Raw genomic sequence first — 17368 nt, 5'->3', positions numbered from 1 at the left:
CCATGTCAGGTGACGTTGATGTCCCCGATGCGCAGACCGTAGTTGTATCCCGCGATGGGCTGGGTCAAGGTGGGCAGCTCGGTCCACTCCACGATCAGGTACTGGTGTTCGCTGTCCCGGGCGGCATCCCCCAGCTCCACGGTGGACTGCTGACCCTGGAAAGTTCCCTGGCCCACCTCCGTGGCGTTGTCCAAAGAGGGTTCATCCGCCACGTACACCGTGAAGGAGCCACCGGTCCCGGATTCCTGGGTGATGGAAACCTGGTTCATCACAGTGGGCTCCTCAAAGCGCACCGCCAAACTGACCGAGCTCACCAGTTGGCTGAAGTCAGGGCTGCTGAACCCGTAGCTGACCCATGTGGTGGCCGGATCCTGGTCAATGACCTGTTCCAGGGTGCCGTCCTGGTCTGCCATCAAGGTGGGGTTGTCCGGAACCAGGCGCAGCGCAGAGACCGGGGTGGCCGTCACAGTCTGCTCAGTGGCTTGATCGGTGGCTGCCGCCGTGGAGTCCTCCGAGCCCTCGCCACCGGTGAACAAATTGCCCAGGCCGCCGAACACCAGCACGGCACCCAGAGCCAGCACACCCAAAAGCACCAGCAGCAGGGCCAGGAGGCCACCCGCCTTGTTGGACTTGCGTTCGGTGGCACGTGCCGCGGTGGAGCCGGTGCCTGACTGTTCACTGCGGGAGCGCACAGCCTGGCGGTTCAGGGCCTCCGTGGCGCCCCCGCCGGTACCGCGGGCCTTGGCCCCCGAGTTGTACTCGTACTCATAGGAGTCGTAGCGGTTGTCGCCGTCGTACGTGGGGTCAATGCGGTGGGTGTCCCGTACGGGGGCCTTGTGGGGGGTGCTTCCGCGACCGGCAGCGGCGCGGTCGAACAGCGTGGCCCGCGTGGAGGACTCGGGTGCGCGCTTGATGCGGCCCAGGTGCTTCTCCATTTCCGGGGCAGCCGGTGCGGAGTCGATGTCATCGTCATCCCACTGGTCAAAGAACTCCTCCGAGGTTTCCTCACCCACGGAGTCGGGTTCACCGTCGTCCACCACGTAGGTTCCAGCAGTGCCTGCCGAACGGGGGCGGCCAAAGATGTCATCGGAGAGGGTGTCGTCATCCAGGGTGCCGGGCTCGGAGAGCAGCTCCTCCGTGATCACGGACGGCGCGGCAAAGGAGGTCACCAGGTAGGTGGTTGAGCCGGACTGGCCCAGGTCCAGGATGTGCAGGTCCGCATCCACAGCGCCGATCGCCATGGCACGCGCGTTCTCCACCACGCGGGAGGTGTGCCGCTCGGAAGGCACCAGGATGGTGACCTCGCGGCCCAGAATCTGGTCCTGGCCACCCAGGATGTGATCCTGCTCATCAGTTGTGAGGACCTCGTCCAACACCTTGTAGCGACCGCCCAGAACGGTCCCGAGGCTGATCGGCTGGGGCACTTGCTCTCCTGAAGTGTTGAGTGTCCTCGCCAGCCCCGGTGTGGGGTCTCAGCGGGGGGTCAGACTGTGTTGGGGGACGTTGGCAGTGTACCCGGCGGCCTGGTATTCACCGGGGGATCTGGCCGGTGAACTCAGCGCTTGAGCCGGGTGGCCAGACGTGCCGTGAGCGGGCGGGTGAGTTCCGGTAGTTCCTTGAGGCCAAAGACCTTGAGAAGAACCAGGTACAGAACACCCGTGACGACGCCGCAGGCGGCAAGTGTGATCAGTGCGGTGACCAGACTGGTCCACGCCCATCCGTCCGTGCTCCACCCACCCAGTAGATAGAGCACACCGGTTCCCAGACCTGCTGCCACCATGGCCGCCCCCAAAGAGCGGACGTGCGTTTCCAGCACCTGCCCCAGACCGTAGTCACCGATCTTCTTGACCGCCCAGAAATGGTAGATCAGCGTGGAAAGGATGTTCTGGGCGGCGTAGCAAGCGGCAATGGCCATGACCATCCGGTTGGGTTCCACCCAGTGCTGGATGGCAAAGGCCGCCCCCACGGTCAGCGCCGAAATCAGGGTCTGCACCAGGAACGGGGTGCGGGCATCCTCCTGCGCGTAGAACACGCGCCCGAACAGGAAGGCCGTGGTCAAAAACGGCGCACCGATTGCAATCACGACGACGACCTGACCCACCACTGCACCAGATGCTTGAATCCCGCCGGAGAACAGCATGCCCAGGGGACCGGCGTAGGCGATCAAGCAGGCTGTGAAGAACACGTTGGCGATCCCGGAATAGCGCAAGGCCTTGGACAGGGCCGCGTTGATTCCTTGGGTGTTTCTCTCCGCCGCCGCGGCCGCCATGGTGTTGAACAGCACCGTGGCAATGGAGAGCCCAATCACACCGTGCGGCAGCGAGTAGAGCATGGTGGCCTGGTTCAAGGCGTAGTTACCAGCAATGACCTGGGGCGGATCCGCCTCCAGGTAAGAACTCACGTAGGCCTGCGGAATGTTGGCGGTTCGGCTCAGTGCCAGGAAGGCCAGGTTGGCGATCACGCCGGTGGCCAGGGTCCAACCGGAGAGTTTGGCTGCCGTGGAGAGCCCGATACCGCGCCATCCGAACTTGGGGCGCAGATCCAGGCCCAGGCGGCTCAGGGGCCACAGCAGGATCAAGGCCTGGGAGGCAACGCCCACCGTGGAGATCACCACCAACCAGAACGTCTGCGCATTGGTCCAGGTGTCAAGGTCGTGCTGGACGGAGGCGTAACTGCCGAACTGCTGAATGAACACCAGCAGACCTGCAATGGCGATCACGTTGTTCAGGGCCGGTGTCCACATGAACCAGCCGAAGGCACCCTTGGCATTGAGCACCTGGCCCATGACCGTGTAGACGCCGTAGAAAAAGATCTGAGGCAGCGTGAACAAGGCGAAAGTGATGGCCAGGGACCGATGGCCCGCCTCCCACCCCGGAGTCATGATGGTGATGATGGGGACGGTCAGCAGCACCACCACCAACGTGATCACGGCCATACCGATCACGGCCAGGGTCATCAAGCGTGAGATGTAATCGGCGCCGTCGTCGGTGGAGTTCTTGGAGGCCTTGATCACCTGTGGCACCAGGACCGAGTTGAACACACCCGCCGCCACCAGCACGTAGATCAGGTTGGGCAGGTTGATGGCCACGTCAAAGATGTTGGCAATGTTGGACAAGCTGCCGATGGCGACGGCCAGAAGGATGGCCTTGATGAATCCCAGGACGCGGGAGACCAGCGTGCCGGAAGCCATGATGGCGCTGGAAACCGCACCTGAGCGGGCCATGTGCGCTCCTTCGTGTTGCCGTTGAGGGTGGCGGGGGCGGCTCGGCCACGATGTGCGTACCGATGAGTCCCATTGAGTTCGGGGACCAGCCTAGAGCTGATGGATGATGTATTCGCGCGCTATCTCGGCGATGCGCCGCTCATTGGGGAAAGACAACTTGCGCCCCAGGTCATCCATGTTGACCCAGGCCACATCAACGGCCTCGTGATCAGGATCATTCTCCGTGGTCAGGTGACCGCCCGTGGCTTCCAGCAGGAAGTGGTGCACGGTCTTGTGAACCCGGTGACCGGAGACGGAGAACCAGTAGTCGATGCTGCCCAACGGTGACAGGATCTCCCCGGCGATTCCGGTTTCCTCCTCGATCTCACGGACGGCGGCCTGCGCATCCGTTTCCCGCCCCTCGGGATGACCCTTGGGCAGACACCATTCCAGGCGTCCGCCCCGGTTGATCCGGGCGATGATGGCCACGGGGTGACCTGGGGTTTCAAGATCGACGACGACCCCTCCGGCAGAGACCTCTTCCACCGTGGGCAGCGCTGCGGCCGGTGCTGCCGGCCGCTTCTTGGGTGCGCTGGGAACGGGGAAAGTCATGCGAACCAGCCTAGCCGTACTTGCCGCAGGGCTCCTCAAGGTGACCGGCTGCCCGGTCTGGAATGATGGGCTGCGATGACGCAGCTGATCGATACCTCCGCCGTGCCCGATGTGGTCCTGGAAGCCGGGCGCCTTTTTGAGGCAGCCGGTCATGATCTGTCCCTGGTGGGCGGGCCCGTCCGGGACCTTTTTCTGGGGCGGTTGGCCACGGATCTGGACTTCACCACAGATGCCACACCAGATCAGACACTGGCCGTGGTCAAGGGGTGGGCGGATGCGGTCTGGGAGATCGGCAGGGATTTCGGCACCATCGGCATGCGCCGCGGTGACATGCAGCTGGAGATCACCACGTACCGTGCCGAGGCCTACGATCCCACCTCACGCAAACCCACGGTGGCTTTCGGCACGGAGCTGGCGGAGGACCTGGTGCGCCGGGATTTCACGGTCAACGCCATGGCCTTGCGTCTGCCCTCCTTGGAACTGGTGGATCTGCACGGCGGCGTGCGGGATCTTCACGCGAAGATTCTGCGCACCCCCGGGACCCCTGAATCCTCTTTCGACGACGACCCCTTGCGCATGATGCGTGCCGCCCGGTTCGCCTCCCAATTGGGCATGGACGTGGCCCCGGAGGTCCTCACGGCCATGACGGAGATGGCGGCCCGGTTGGAGATCGTCTCCGCGGAGCGTGTCCGGGACGAGCTGGTCAAGTTGATCAACGGGATCGATCCCCGCCGCGGGGTGGAGATCATGGTGGACACCGGCTTGGCACAGATTGTGCTTCCGGAGGTTCCGGCGCTGAAGTTGGAGACGGACTCGGCGCATCACCACAAGGACGTCTACCAGCACTCCTTGACGGTCATGGAACAGGCAGCCGGTCATGAATCTGCGGACGGCCCCGTGCCGGGACCGGATTTCCCGCTGCGGTTTGCCGCCCTGATGCACGACGTCGGCAAGCCTGCCACCCGGAGATTCAACGACGACGGCGGGGTGACCTTCCGCCATCACGACGTTGTGGGTGCCAAGATCACGCGCAAGCGGATGAAGGCCCTGCGTTTTGACAACGACACCATCAAGACCGTGACCCGACTGGTGGAACTGCACATGCGGTTCTACGGATACGGGGAGGCCGGCTGGACGGACTCGGCCGTGCGGCGCTACGTGCGTGATGCCGGGGACCAGGTGGAGCGCCTGCACCTGCTCACCCGCTCGGATGTGACCACACGCAACAAACGGAAGTCCCAGCGCCTGGCCCATGCCTACGACGATCTGGAACGCAGGATCGCGGAGTTGGCCGAGCAGGAGGAACTGGCGGCCGTCCGCCCGGATCTGGACGGTCAGCAGATCATGGAAGTCCTGGGCATCGGACCGTCCCGCACCGTGGGACAGGCCTACAACTTCCTGTTGGAGCTGCGACTTGATGAAGGATCATTGGGTCAGGAAGAAGCCACCGCGCGGTTGTTGAGCTGGTGGGAAGATCAGCAGCAAGGATCACAGACTGGTGAGTGAAACCCGTTGGGTGCCGCTGGGCACCACTGCCCGCTTCTGGACCTGGGCCCTGGTGGGCTTTGCCACGTGGGCGGTGGCGGCATCCTGGTTGATCCGACTGGCCTGTCACCAGGTCACCTGGCGTGGTGATCTGCCCATGGCCGGTGCCTGCTACTCGGACCTCCCGTTCTTGTACAGTGCGCGCGGCATGGCGGAAGGAAACTTCCCGTATGTGTCACCGGATGCGCTGCTGGAGTATCCGGTCCTGCAAACGGTGATTGCCTCTTTGACAGGCATGTTCACCTACTGGATCGGTGGCGACCGATCCGTACATACCGCTCAGAGCATATATTTTGACGTCAATGTGGCAGTGCTTCTGGCGGTGTGGATCGTCACGGTCCTGATTTTGGCCCGCCTGGTGGTCCACCCACGCTTTGCCGTGGTGGTGGCCTTGGCCCCGGCGGTTGCCGCCACTGCCGCCATCAACTGGGACCTGTTCCCGGTGCTCACGGTGGTGGCAGCCATCTGGTTCTTCCGGCGTGAGAGCTGGGTGCTGGGCGGCGTCATGCTGGGGCTGGGCACGGCCTTGAAGCTGTGGCCCTTCCTGTTGCTCGGTGCCTTGATTGTGGTGGGGATCCGTACGCGCACGTTCCGTCCCATGATTGCTGCCGGGTTGGCCGCGGCCGGTACATGGGTGGCCGTCAATCTCCCGTTCTATCTGCTGGATCCCCAGCAGTGGAGCTTCTTCTGGTCCTTCTCCTCAGACCGCGGAGCGGGATTCTCCTCCGTGTACCACGTGTGGAACGTGGCGCTCGCGCCACAGATCGGTGCACCAACCCTGAGCGCGGAGACCATCAACGTACTGGCCTACGGCGGATTCGCCCTGTGCTGCCTGGCGGTTCTGGGAATCGGGTTGTTGGCGCCCAAAACACCCACCATCGAACAGCTGAGCCTGTTGATCGTGGCCGCCTTTGTGCTGACCAACAAGGTCTACTCACCACAGTTTGTGCTGTGGCTGGTTCCTCTGGTGATTCTGGCCCGGCCCAAAATGGCACAGTTCCTGGCGTGGCAGGTGATTGAGGTCTTTCACTGGATCGCCATCTTCAACTGGCTGCACCATGCCACACCGGAATCAGGCCTGGCGCAGTTCTGGACTGCCGTCTACGCGGTGGCTGTGATCCTGCACGTGATCGCCGTCGTCGCCATCTGTGCGGCCACCGTCACGGACGTCATGCGCGGCCGGGCCCCGCGGGATTTGGTGCCACTCAGCGCTACAGTGAACCCGGCCGAAACGGCGCCCCAGGGTGCCGGCAGCAGTGTCAGGAAGGAGGGAGTCACCCATGGCTGAAGCCAAAAAGGGCAGGCGTGGAGCCAACGGCTTTGTGGTTTTTGTGATCGGCATTCTGGCCGTCCTGTTCTCCTTCCTGCTGCGCGTGCCCTGCCGAGTTCCGGAGTGGGACGTTGCCAACCGCTTCCCTGGTCTGTGCGCCACGGAACTGAATCCCGGGGATCTCAGCGTGACCCCCGGAACCATGTTGCAAGGCTTCTTCACCGGCGGACCCACGGGGGATCAGCCCATTGTAGTGGGCATGTTCACCTCCGTCCTGGGGTGGATGACCACAGGCCTGGCGCAGGCCTTCAACATTGAACTCAACGCCAACACGGTGCTGGATCTGACCGTGGTGCTCACCGCCATGGTCTGGGTGATCATCATTGCCACCGTGGCCGGGCTCTCCGGCAAACAGCCCTCTGATCCCGTGGTCATGGCCTTTGCACCCACCGTCCTGCTGGTGGGCTTCACCGCCTGGGACCTGTGGGCCGTGATGTTCATGATGCTGGCCGTGGCCTCCTACATCCGCGGTTCGCCGGGGATCGCCGGTCTGTGGATCGGTCTGGGATCAACGGTCAACCTTCTGCCGGCCCTGGTGCTGGTGGCCATCCTCTTCATGGCTGCGCGCTACCGCTACATCGGTGACTTCTTCATTGCGCTGCTGTCCTCCGTGATTTTTTTTGCCGCGGTCAACGGGCCGTTCATGGTCACGGAGTTCGACCGCTGGCGTCAGCAGTTCCTGGATTCGTTGAACGCACCCGTGCAGAACAGCACCGTGTGGGATGTCTGGAACCCCGTGATCGCGGGTCCCACGGGCCTGTCCATCAACCCGGAGTCCTTGCAGACCCTGTCCCTGGTGGTGGTGTTGCTCGCCGTCGTCGCCGTGCTTCTGGTGACCCTGATGGCAGGCAAGGATCCCAGCATTGTCCAGGTGCTGCTGTTGCTGCTGATCGTGGCCATCCTGTTCGGGCGGGAATGGTCCCTGTTGCAGTCCGTGTGGATGGTGCCGCTGGTGGTGCTGGCACGGCGTTCCTGGATCGAGTTCTTCATCTGGCAGGCCGTGGAGATCGGGTACTGGGCCACGCTCAACGCCCCGGCCGGCGGATGGGAGACCCAACCGTTGTTCGCCCAAGGCTCCTGGACTCCGCAGGAGATTTTTGCCGTGGCCCGCTTTGTTGCCCTGCTGTGGTTCCTGGTGGTGGTGATCATCGACATCCAGCGTGGCAAGCGGGCCCTGTTGATCGGCATCCACGCCAAGAACATGTGATCCGCGCATGAGTAGCCACCGCAACACCACCGATTCCCAGCCTGTTCAGCCTGAACCGCATGAGCCCGACGTCGGACGTCGGCACAAGTGGGATGTTCTGCCCAAACTGGTGGCCCTGGGGGACCGGGACCGGACCCAGAAGGTGCGCCGATCCCTGTGGACCTGGCTGGTGGTGGTGGTGATCGCTGTGTCCGTGATCGGTCTGAGCGTGAACTGGATGCTGGTGGAACGCAAACCCCAGGATCCCGTGGAGAGCTGGCTGCAGTCCATGGTGGATGGCAGCTCCCGGCAAGGACTGGCCACTTTCTCCACCGGATTCGGCTACTCCGGGGCCTCCGCACTGCCCAACCGCGCCTACCGGGCGGCCGAAGGTCGGATTGACCGGTGGGAAATCACGGACGTTCAGACCAACGGGGACAGTGGTGCGGTCAGCGCGAAGGTGTGGTGGGCCGACGGTGAAGTTCCGGAGGGCCACAGCCAGGGTGAGGAGCATACCTGGAGTGTGCTCAAGGAGCACCGCACAGGGCCCTTCAACGACTCCTGGGTGCTGCAGGACCACGAATCCGCAACCCTCAGCGTGATCAGCCCAGGAACTTCTGCGATCACCATCAATGGTGTGAACCAGCGGCTCAGCGCCCGGGACCGTGCTGCCGCCGATGGCAGTGGTGGACTCTGGACCTGGGAGGCCATGCCCGGCCAGTTTGTGGTGGACCTGCCCCAGAACGGCGACTACATCCTGAAAACCCCCCTTGACCCGGTCACTGTGCAATTGGATGACCCCTCATCCCATGAGGTGACCATTGAGCTGGAACCCTCACCCAACCTGTGGGAAGAGGTGGATCAGGCCATAGCGGAGAAGATTGACGACTGCATGTCCCAGAACTCCGTGGCACCCTCCGACTGCCCCAGCTCCCAGCGTTGGGCGGATGGCAACGTCCCCAACGCGCAGGCTCCGGAGAGCCCCATGGCAACCCCCACCACCACGGCCTCCCCCACACCGCTGGAGGCCCCTGCCCTGGGATCCTCCATTGAGAACGTGGAATGGGAACTGGTCTCCCGGCCGTCCCTGTGGCTGGTGCCGGATGAGGACACCGGCAGCCAACTCGACTGGAAGGCCTCTGAGCACTCCGCCGCCCAAGCCCGCCTGACCTACCTGGAAGACGGACGCCGGGTGGAGGAAACCATCAACTTCCCCGTCCACGTGAATGTGACCTCCGACGGATCCAGCGCTGAGATCACCGTCAACCTCGACTGAGCTGTGGCCGTGTAGTAGCGTTGGCAGGTCTGTGTTTTGTGCGTTCCCGGCCTGGGAGCCGCGGACACGGACACGCATTGAACCTCCTGCTGTGGAAATGCCACAGCCGCTTAGCCCGAAGGAGGTGGGTTCTTACATGCGTGAGTACGAGCTGATGGTCATCATCAACCCCGAGGTTGACGACCGCGCGGTCGAGCCGACCCTGAAGAAGTTCCTCGAGGTCGTCACCCGCGAGAACGGCACCGTCGACAACGTCGACATCTGGGGCCGTCGTCGTCTGGCCTACGAAATCCAGAAGAAGTCCGAAGGCATTTACGCCGTTGTGCGCTTCCACTCCGAGCCCGCTACCGCTCAGGAACTCGACCGTGTGCTGAACCTCAACGAGGCCATCATGCGCACCAAGATCATCCGCCCTGAGGAGCAGCGCATCCACCCTCACCACGACGTCAACGGCGAGCCCGTTCCCGCCGAGGCCTGAGGTTTGACCCTGACGCCCATGTGGTGTCGGACCCCGGTGTGATGATGGTCTCTGACTCAGAGCCTTCCCCGCACCAGATACGCGACTCGATCCGGAGGACCCACAATGGCTGGCGACACAGTCATCACCGTTATCGGCAACCTGACCGCAGACCCTGAACTGCGCTTCACACCTTCTGGTGCGGCCGTTGCGAACTTCACGATCGCATCAACCCCGCGCCAGTTCGACCGCCAGTCCAATGAGTGGAAGGACGGGGAAACCCTGTTCCTGCGCTGCTCGGTCTGGCGTGAAGCCGCAGAGAACGTGGCAGAAACCCTGACCAAGGGCACCCGCGTGATCTGCCAGGGCCGCCTGCGCTCGCGTTCCTTTGACACCAAGGAAGGCGAACGCCGCACGGTCATGGAGCTTGAGGTCGAGGAAGTCGGCCCGTCGCTGCGCTTTGCCTCCGCCAAGATCAACCGCAACTCCCGTGGAGGGGGCGGCGGCGGAAACTTTGGTGGCGGCCAGGGCAGCAACTACGACGACGGCGGCTTCGGTGGCAACCGTGGCGGTGGCGGCAACCAGCAGGGTGGCTACAACCAGTCCGGTGGCAATCAGGGTGGCTTTGGTGGGAACCAGGGCGGCCGTGGGCGCCAGCAGGCCGGTCAGCAGAACGACCCTTGGGGCCAGTCCTCCGGTGGCAACTACGACTGGGGAACCGGCCAGGACGACGAACCGCCGTTCTGATCGGTGGCCTGAGTTCAGGCCTTGATCCCACGCCGTGACACGTACCGGCTCGGTGCGTGCAGACCGCGTTTCACGGGACTTCATTCGAAGGTCCCAACAATCCATTCCATCCCGCAGGGCACCTGCGGGCTCCACGCTTCAGAAGGAGCACCACGATGGCGAAGAACGAAATTCGCAAGCCGAAGCCGAAGGCCAATCCCCTCAAGGCTGCAGGCGTGACCGAGATCGACTACAAGGACGTTGCGTTGCTGCGCAAGTTCATTTCCGATCGCGGAAAGATCCGCGCCCGCCGGGTAACCGGCGTGTCCGTCCAGGAGCAGCGCAAGATCGCCCAGGCGATCAAGAACGCCCGTGAGGTCGCTCTGCTTCCCTACGCCGGCTCCGGCCGCTGATCGGAAAGGAACCAGAACTCATGGCAAAGATCATCCTGACTCACGAGGTCTCAGGCCTCGGCTCTGCCGGTGATGTTGTTGAGGTCAAGAACGGCTACGCCCGTAACTTCCTGTTCCCCCGCGGGTTTGCAACCCCGTGGTCCAAGGGTGCGGAGAAGCAGATCGAATCGATCAAGGCTGCCCGTGCCGCCCGCGAGCTGGCTTCCCTGGAAGACGCTCAGGAACTGGCCACCAAGCTGAATGGCACCACCGTTCAGGTTGCCGCCAAGACCGGTGCAGAGGGCCGCTTGTTCGGCTCCATCAAGGCCGAGCAGGTTGCTGACGCAGTTGAGGCTGCCGGCCTGGGCTCGATCGACAAGCGCCGCGTGGAGATCCGCGAGCAGGTCAAGACCGTTGGCACTTATTCCGCCAACGTCCGCCTGCACGAGGACGTCAACGCGACCGTCCAGTTCGAGGTTGTCCCCGCCTGATGTTCAGGTGAGCAACTGGAAACGCCCCTGACCACATGATGGTCGGGGGCGTTTCTGTTTCCTCAACTGCCACCCACCTCCCGCTACTCGCCGGCCGAGAGGTGAGTATTTCCGGTCATCTCCCACTACCTTCCGCTGAGCAGTGAGCTGTGCCGCCCATCAGAGCTGATGGGCGGCACAAGTCGATGCTCGGTGGAGAGAGGGCTCGCATGGACGGAACAACTCACTGTTCAGCAGCCATCTGATTTTCATCTGCCGGCCTTGGTGGGTGGGTTGCCGGAAATTTTGGAGGCCACCCACTAGACTTCTGTGACTTTCAACATATCCGTTCGATCCACGGGGCATGCACCACCTGCTGCGCAGATGTGTTGCCCGGACTGCGAGCCTTCAACAAGCCCACCGACCGGAGGTCCCCCTCATGAACTCCTTGGTTCTCGCCCTGATCGGCATTCTCATGATCTTGGGCGGCTACTTCCTCTACTCACGCTTCCTGGCACAGCACATCTACAACCTGGATGACTCACGCAAGACCCCCGCCGTCCAACTGGAGGACGGCGTGGACTACGTCCCCACCAACAAGTACGTTCTGTGGGGTCACCACTTCACCTCCGTGGCGGGAGCGGCACCGATTGTTGGCCCCGCCGTCGCCGTGATCTGGGGCTGGGGACCGGCGTTTCTGTGGGTCACCATCGGCACCATCTTCTTTGCCGGAATGCACGATCTGGGTGCGCTGTGGGCATCCATCCGCAACCGCGGGCAGTCCATCGGTGCGCTCTCCGGGCGTTACATCGGTGCTCGCGGCCGCAACCTGTTCCTGGTGGTCATCTTCCTGTTGTTGCTGATGGTCAACGCGGCTTTTGCCGTGGTGATCACCAACTTGCTGATCTCCACCCCCACCGCCGTGATCCCCACGTGGGGTGCGTTGTTGGTGGCCCTGCTGGTGGGTCAGGCGATCTACCGCCTCAAGTGGAACCTGCCGATCGTCTCCGTGGTGGGCGTGGTGGCGCTCTACACGCTGATCTGGATCGGCGGCAACGTCCCGCTGGCTCTGCCGGAGACCGTGTTCGGACTGCCGGACCGTGCTGTGTGGATCATCCTGCTCTTCCTCTACGCCGGCATCGCCTCCATGCTGCCGGTCTGGATGCTGTTGCAGCCGCGTGACTACATCAACGGTCTGCAGTTGTTCATTGCTCTGGGCATTCTCTACGGGTCGGTTCTGATTGCCCGTCCGGAGATCGTTGCCCCCGTCTACAACACCAACGTGCCGGACGGGACGCCGTCGTTGGTGCCGCTGCTGTTTGTGACCATTGCCTGTGGTGCCATTTCCGGCTTCCACGGCATGGTGAGTTCCGGAACCTCTTCCAAGCAGTTGGCCAAGGAAACCGACGCCCGATTTGTGGGGTACTTCGGTGCCGTGGGTGAAGGCCTGCTGGCCTTGGGTGCCATCATCGCCACCACCGCCGGTTACGCCACGCTGCAGCAGTGGGAAGCCGTGTACCAGGCGTTCAACGACGGCGGTGTGGCCGCTTTTGTGGAGGGCGGCGGCACCATTGTGGAGAACGGGATCAGGCTGCCGCAGTCCCTGGCTGCCACGGTCATGGCCACCACCGCCATCCTGTTCGCCGCCACCACCATGGACACCGGTGTCCGCCTGCAGCGTTTTGTGGTGCAGGAGATTGGCGAACTGGCCGGGGTTCGACTGGGCAAGTTCCTGGCCACCCTGATCGCTGTGGGTGTGGCACTGGCCCTGACCTTTGGTGCCGGGGCGGATGGTTCCGGCGGCATGCTGATCTGGCCGCTGTTCGGCACCACCAACCAGCTGATGGCGGCCTTGACGTTGTCGATCGTGGCCATCATGCTCATGCGCCGCGGAATCACCCCGTTGCCTGCTTTGATTCCGCTGGTGTTCGTGGCCGCCATGACCGTCTACGCGCTGTTCATCCAGCTGGGCACGTTCTACGCGGACCAGAACTGGTTGTTGCTGGTGCTGGACGTGATCATCCTGGTGGCAGCCCTGTGGGTGATTGTGGAAGCGGTGATCGCCATGAAGGGCGCCCGCAATTACTCCGGTGATGACGACGCCGAACTGGCGGAGATCGCCCAACAAGAGGCAGAGCGAGTCGGCCGACGGTGACCGGCTCCGCCTCCCGGCAGTCCCGTTCACGCCTGTCACGGGTGTGGGCGGGACTGCAGGATTTCTACAGCGGGCCTTACCGGCGGACTTTTGCAAGGGCTCGGCAGGATGAAGACGACCTGTTCATGGTGATCGTGATGTCCGAAGCTCTGGGCGTGCCCAACCCCGCCAGTTACTACACGATCGAACTTTTGCCCTCCGTGTATGACCAGTTCCATGACTGGCACCGTCGGATGGGCCTGGAACGCAGCCCCTTGGAGCACATCTCATGCTGTTAGGAGATCCCACATGAGCGTTCTCAAGGACCTGGTGGCCAACCGCGACGTCGTGTTTGTGGGCGGCAAAGGTGGTGTGGGAAAGACCGCAGTGGCCTCCGCTCTGGGCTTGAAAGCGGCCCGGGCGGGGCGCTGTGTGCTGGTGGTCTCCACTGACCCCGCGCACAACCTGGGGCATCTGTGGCAATGCTCCGTGGGAGACTCCCCGGTGGAGTTGGCACCCCGGCTGCGGGGTCTGGAGATTGATCCGCAACGGACCACGGATGCCCATTTGTCAGCGGTGCGTACCACCATGCAGCGCCTCATGCCAGAACACTTGCAGGGTGAGGTGACCAAGCACCTGGAGCTTGCCCGCGATGCTCCTGGCACCCATGAGGCTGCGGTGCTGGAACGTGTGGCGCAAGTGGTGGAGAACCGGAAACCGGGCGAGCTGGTCATCTTTGACACCGCCCCCTCCGGGCACACCACCCGCCTGATCGCCCTGCCTGAGCTCATGCAGGCCTGGACGGAGGGTCTGCTGCGCCGCCAGGACCGGTCCGCCAAGTTCAGCGCCGCACTGCGCGGCCTGGAACGCGACGATGACGGCGCCGCCGCCGACATCATCGGTTCATCCCGTGAGGGTTCTGGCCGTGACGGGCGTGGCCCCAGCAGGTTGTGGCGATCCGGTGGGGACCGACGATCCCGCCGGGACGTTGAGATCCGCCAGATCCTGGACCACCGACAAGCCCGCTTCCGGATGTTGCGTGAGGTTTTGCAGGATCCGGTACAGACGGCATTCATTGCAGTGTTGGCGGCTGAACGGCTCCCTGTGTTGGAGACCATTGAACTGGAACAGCAGCTGAGCCGATCCGGCATGGCGGTTGCAGCCCTGGTGGTCAACAAGCGCTCGCCGGAGGCTGCGGGGGACTTGTTGGCGGCGCGGCGGCGTCATGAGGAGGTGCACCTGCAGACTCTGCACCAGGCATTGCCGCATCATCCTTGCGTGGAAGTCCCGCTGCTGGGTGAGGACATTCTGGGCGAGCACGGCCTCAGTAACCTGGGGGAATGCCTGTAGCTGGTGGCTTATTTCGGCCACCTCCCGCTGCTCAGGGAATGGGGGCCTCCATGGCCGGTACTACTCACTGTTCGGCAGCCGCTGAAACTGAGCACCACACCCAATGGAGGACGGATGATCTACAAACGGATGGTCGCCAAGAAGATCAGACAGACATTTGATGCCATTAATGCGGGTGATTATCACTTCATGTTGGACGGATTGGCTGACGACTTCACATACCACTTCCACGGGGAGCATGCTCTAGGTGGGACTCGAAGTACCCGAGCGTCTATGGAGGCGTGGTGGGAACGAGTCGGACGGCTTCTCCCCGGTGCTTGCTTTGATGTCCGCGAGGTATTGATCACCGGTGGGCCGTGGCAGACAAGGGTGGCTGTCAACACCAGGGTCAGTGGCGATCTGCCCGACGGGTCCCAGTACCGCAACGTGGTGCTCCAGCTCTTGACGTTGCGGTGGGGCAAGGTCACCGATGTAGAAACTTTGGAGAACCTGCAAGTTCTGGAGCGCGCATTGCGTGTGGTGGCAGATCATGGTCACCCCGAGGCGCTGGCCGACCCAATCCAGGATCCACACAGAGGCACCACCCACCCGGACACCCACGGTCCGAACGTGAGGTGAGTATTTCCGGTCATCTCCCACTACCTTTCGCTGAGCAGTGAGCTGTGCCGCCCATCAGAGCTGATGGACGGCACAAGGCAGTGCTCGGTGGGTGGGGAGCCTCCATGGCCGGAACAACTCACTGCTCGGGGGATGGGGCCTCCCCGGAGGGTGGGCTCAGGAGTGGGGGCTCAGGAACCGTCGTGGCCCCGGAGCAAGGTGGTGAAGTCCGTGACCGCCGGCTTCAGCTCCGTGCCCGACTGACGGCGTGCACCTCCCACGGACGACGACGCCCCGCCCTGGTCCGCCGGCACGGGCCCTGCACCCAGGCCCTCCTGCATGAACCCGGCAACACCGGTTTGCGTGGAGACCATGGCCGTGGCCAGTTCCCCGGCGGCGCGATTGATCCTGCGCTCCAACTCGGAGCCGTCCGCACCGAAATCCTCCGTGGCCGCAAAGACTCCTGTGGGCAGCACCGTGGCGTGCATGTACGTGAACAGCGGCCGTAAGGCGTAGTCCAGCACCAAGCTGTGCCGAGGTGTCCCGGCGGTGGCGCCGATCAGCACCGGCATGTCCACCAGGGCGTCCTGGTCCAGAACGTCAAAGAAGCTCTTGAATAATCCCGTGTAGGAGGCCTTGAACACCGGTGTGACCGCAATCAGACCATCAGCAGCAGAGACTGTCCGCTTGACCTGGTCCAACACCGGATCCGGCAGGCCGCCGGTGGTCATGGCGTGGGCCAGGTTCACGGCCAGGTCCCGCAGCTCGATGTACTCCACGGACACGCTCTCCCCGCGACCGCCCACCTGGGCCGTCACGGCATCAGCAATGCGCTCGCCCAGCAGGGACGTGGTGGACGGGTTGGACAGACCGGCGGCAATCACCACCAGATGGCGGGTCATCGTGCGACTCCTTGAGTGTGAGCGGCGTCGTCGTTGGTGGAATCCGGGACCACGGCGTTGGTGACCTTGAGGTGCGGGGAATCCGGGCCCTGGGCCACCAGGGAGGCGTGGGTGGGGGGATCGGAGGGGACGTGCGCCGGACGACGACGCTCGAACTCCGTCCGCAGCACCGGCACGATCTCCTTGCCCAGGATTTCGATCTGTTCCAGCACCATCTCCTCCGGCAGGCCCGCGTGATCGGTCAGGAACAGCAGGCGCTGGAAGTCACCCACCTGATCGGCGTAACCCAGGTAGCGCTCGATGATCTGGTCCACGGTGCCCACGGTCAGCGGGGTGGCGCGGGTGAAGTCCTCCATGGAGGGGCCGTGGCCGTAGACCGGGGCGTTGTCAAAGTACGGGCGGAAAATCCGCTTGGCCTCGGCCTCCGTGCTCGCGGCGAACACCTGACCCCCCAGGCCCACAATCGCCTGGTCGGCAGATCCGTGGCCGTAGTGCTCAAAGCGCTGGCGGTACAGGTTCACCATCTGAGCGGTGTGCTCGATGTTCCAGAAGATGTTGTTGTGGAAGAAGCCGTCCCCGTAATAGGCGGCCTGCTCGGCGATCTCCGTGGAGCGGATGGAACCGTGCCACACGAACGGGGGAACTCCGTCCAGGGGCGCTGGGGTGGAGGTGTAGTTCTGCAGCGGGGTGCGGAACTTGCCGGACCAGTTGACCACGGGTTCGCGCCACAGCTTGCGCAGCAGGTGGTAGTTCTCGATGGCCAGGGGAATGCCGTCGCGGATGTCCTTGCCGAACCACGGGTAAACCGGGCCGGTGTTGCCGCGGCCCATGGTCAGGTCAACGCGCCCGCCGGAGATGTGCTGCAGGAAGGCGTAGTCCTCGGCGATCTTGACGGGATCGTTGGTGGTGATCAGCGTGGTGGCCGTGGAGAACTTGAGGTTGGTGGTCTGCGCCGCCAGGTAACCCAGGTGCGTGGTGGGGGAGGACGGGACGAACGGCGGGTTGTGGTGCTCGCCGGTGGCAAAGACGTCCAGGCCCACTTCCTCCGCCTTGAGGGCGTACTTGGTCATCGCCTGGATGCGCCGACCCTCCGTGGGGGTGGTGCCGTTGGTCGGGTCAGTGGTGACATCGCCGACGCTGAAGATACCGAACTGCATGGTGTTCACTCCTTGCTCAGATCCCGTGGAGA

Annotated in this window: 17 protein-coding genes; 12 read left to right on the top strand and 5 right to left on the bottom strand. The window is 63.6% G+C overall.

Annotated features, from left to right (window positions below; translation table 11 throughout):
* Window positions 1-5: 5 nt before the first annotated feature.
* From GTW58_RS09655 to GTW58_RS09645, 3 genes are all read right to left on the bottom strand, one after another.
* A complete protein-coding gene (locus GTW58_RS09655) occupies window positions 6-1424 on the bottom strand; it encodes a hypothetical protein (protein ID WP_119933246.1) in 1419 nt (472 codons plus the stop codon).
* A 131-nt stretch (window positions 1425-1555) separates the two neighbouring features.
* A complete protein-coding gene (murJ, locus tag GTW58_RS09650) occupies window positions 1556-3223 on the bottom strand; it encodes a murein biosynthesis integral membrane protein MurJ (protein ID WP_119933245.1) in 1668 nt (555 codons plus the stop codon).
* A gap of 90 nt (window positions 3224-3313) precedes the next feature.
* The gene (locus tag GTW58_RS09645) at window positions 3314-3814 is read right to left on the bottom strand and encodes an NUDIX hydrolase (protein ID WP_047688590.1); all 501 of its coding nucleotides are present in this window, start codon (window positions 3812-3814) and stop codon (window positions 3314-3316) included.
* Between the two features lie 75 nt (window positions 3815-3889).
* Between GTW58_RS09645 and GTW58_RS09640 the strand changes: the two genes are divergently transcribed.
* The 12 genes from GTW58_RS09640 to GTW58_RS09585 all read left to right on the top strand — a co-directional run bounded on the left by GTW58_RS09640 (window position 3890) and on the right by GTW58_RS09585 (window position 15298).
* Window positions 3890-5320, top strand: a complete 1431-nt coding sequence (locus GTW58_RS09640) for a CCA tRNA nucleotidyltransferase (RefSeq protein ID WP_119933244.1) — start codon at window positions 3890-3892, stop codon at window positions 5318-5320.
* On the top strand, window positions 5313-6647 hold the full coding sequence (locus tag GTW58_RS09635; protein ID WP_119933243.1) for a glycosyltransferase family 87 protein: 1335 nt from the start codon (window positions 5313-5315) through the stop codon (window positions 6645-6647). The genes GTW58_RS09640 and GTW58_RS09635 overlap by 8 nt, the downstream gene beginning before the upstream one ends.
* A complete protein-coding gene (locus GTW58_RS09630) occupies window positions 6640-7896 on the top strand; it encodes a glycosyltransferase 87 family protein (RefSeq protein WP_209436491.1) in 1257 nt (418 codons plus the stop codon). The genes GTW58_RS09635 and GTW58_RS09630 overlap by 8 nt, the downstream gene beginning before the upstream one ends.
* 7 nt (window positions 7897-7903) lie before the next feature.
* Entirely contained in the window at window positions 7904-9151 is a 1248-nt protein-coding gene (locus GTW58_RS09625) for a hypothetical protein (RefSeq protein ID WP_119933242.1), read from the top strand.
* 136 nt (window positions 9152-9287) lie between these two features.
* Window positions 9288-9629, top strand: a complete 342-nt coding sequence (gene rpsF, locus GTW58_RS09620) for a 30S ribosomal protein S6 (protein ID WP_119933241.1) — start codon at window positions 9288-9290, stop codon at window positions 9627-9629.
* A 105-nt stretch (window positions 9630-9734) separates the two neighbouring features.
* Window positions 9735-10355, top strand: coding sequence for a single-stranded DNA-binding protein (locus GTW58_RS09615; protein WP_119933240.1), 621 nt, complete (start codon window positions 9735-9737; stop codon window positions 10353-10355).
* A gap of 155 nt (window positions 10356-10510) precedes the next feature.
* The gene (gene rpsR / locus GTW58_RS09610; RefSeq protein WP_047688597.1) at window positions 10511-10747 is read left to right on the top strand and encodes a 30S ribosomal protein S18; all 237 of its coding nucleotides are present in this window, start codon (window positions 10511-10513) and stop codon (window positions 10745-10747) included.
* Window positions 10748-10767: 20 nt separating this feature from the next.
* Window positions 10768-11217 carry a 50S ribosomal protein L9 gene (rplI, locus tag GTW58_RS09605; RefSeq protein WP_119933239.1) on the top strand — a complete coding sequence of 150 codons (450 nt, stop codon included), beginning with the start codon at window positions 10768-10770 and terminating at the stop codon, window positions 11215-11217.
* 418 nt (window positions 11218-11635) lie between these two features.
* On the top strand, window positions 11636-13351 hold the full coding sequence (locus GTW58_RS09600) for a carbon starvation CstA family protein (RefSeq protein ID WP_047688602.1): 1716 nt from the start codon (window positions 11636-11638) through the stop codon (window positions 13349-13351).
* The gene (locus tag GTW58_RS09595) at window positions 13348-13629 is read left to right on the top strand and encodes a cory-CC-star protein (protein ID WP_198673435.1); all 282 of its coding nucleotides are present in this window, start codon (window positions 13348-13350) and stop codon (window positions 13627-13629) included. The genes GTW58_RS09600 and GTW58_RS09595 overlap by 4 nt, the downstream gene beginning before the upstream one ends.
* Window positions 13630-13639: 10 nt before the next feature.
* Window positions 13640-14680, top strand: a complete 1041-nt coding sequence (locus GTW58_RS09590) for an ArsA family ATPase (RefSeq protein WP_047688606.1) — start codon at window positions 13640-13642, stop codon at window positions 14678-14680.
* Window positions 14681-14794: 114 nt separating this feature from the next.
* Window positions 14795-15298, top strand: coding sequence for a nuclear transport factor 2 family protein (locus GTW58_RS09585; RefSeq protein WP_209436490.1), 504 nt, complete (start codon window positions 14795-14797; stop codon window positions 15296-15298).
* A 170-nt stretch (window positions 15299-15468) separates the two neighbouring features.
* Here the strand turns inward: GTW58_RS09585 and GTW58_RS09580 are convergent, their stop codons facing one another.
* The gene (locus GTW58_RS09580; protein WP_119933238.1) at window positions 15469-16179 is read right to left on the bottom strand and encodes an FMN reductase; all 711 of its coding nucleotides are present in this window, start codon (window positions 16177-16179) and stop codon (window positions 15469-15471) included.
* Entirely contained in the window at window positions 16176-17336 is a 1161-nt protein-coding gene (locus GTW58_RS09575) for an LLM class flavin-dependent oxidoreductase (protein WP_047688610.1), read from the bottom strand. Before GTW58_RS09575 ends, GTW58_RS09580 begins: the two co-directional genes overlap by 4 nt.
* Window positions 17337-17368 lie beyond the last annotated feature (32 nt).

Origin of the sequence: Kocuria subflava (assembly GCF_012163155.1) — a bacterium.
GTDB classification, from domain to species: Bacteria; Actinomycetota; Actinomycetes; order Actinomycetales; family Micrococcaceae; genus Kocuria; species Kocuria subflava.
The sequence above is the reverse complement of the archived record's forward strand: the minus strand, read 5'-3'. Positions and strand labels throughout refer to the sequence as shown.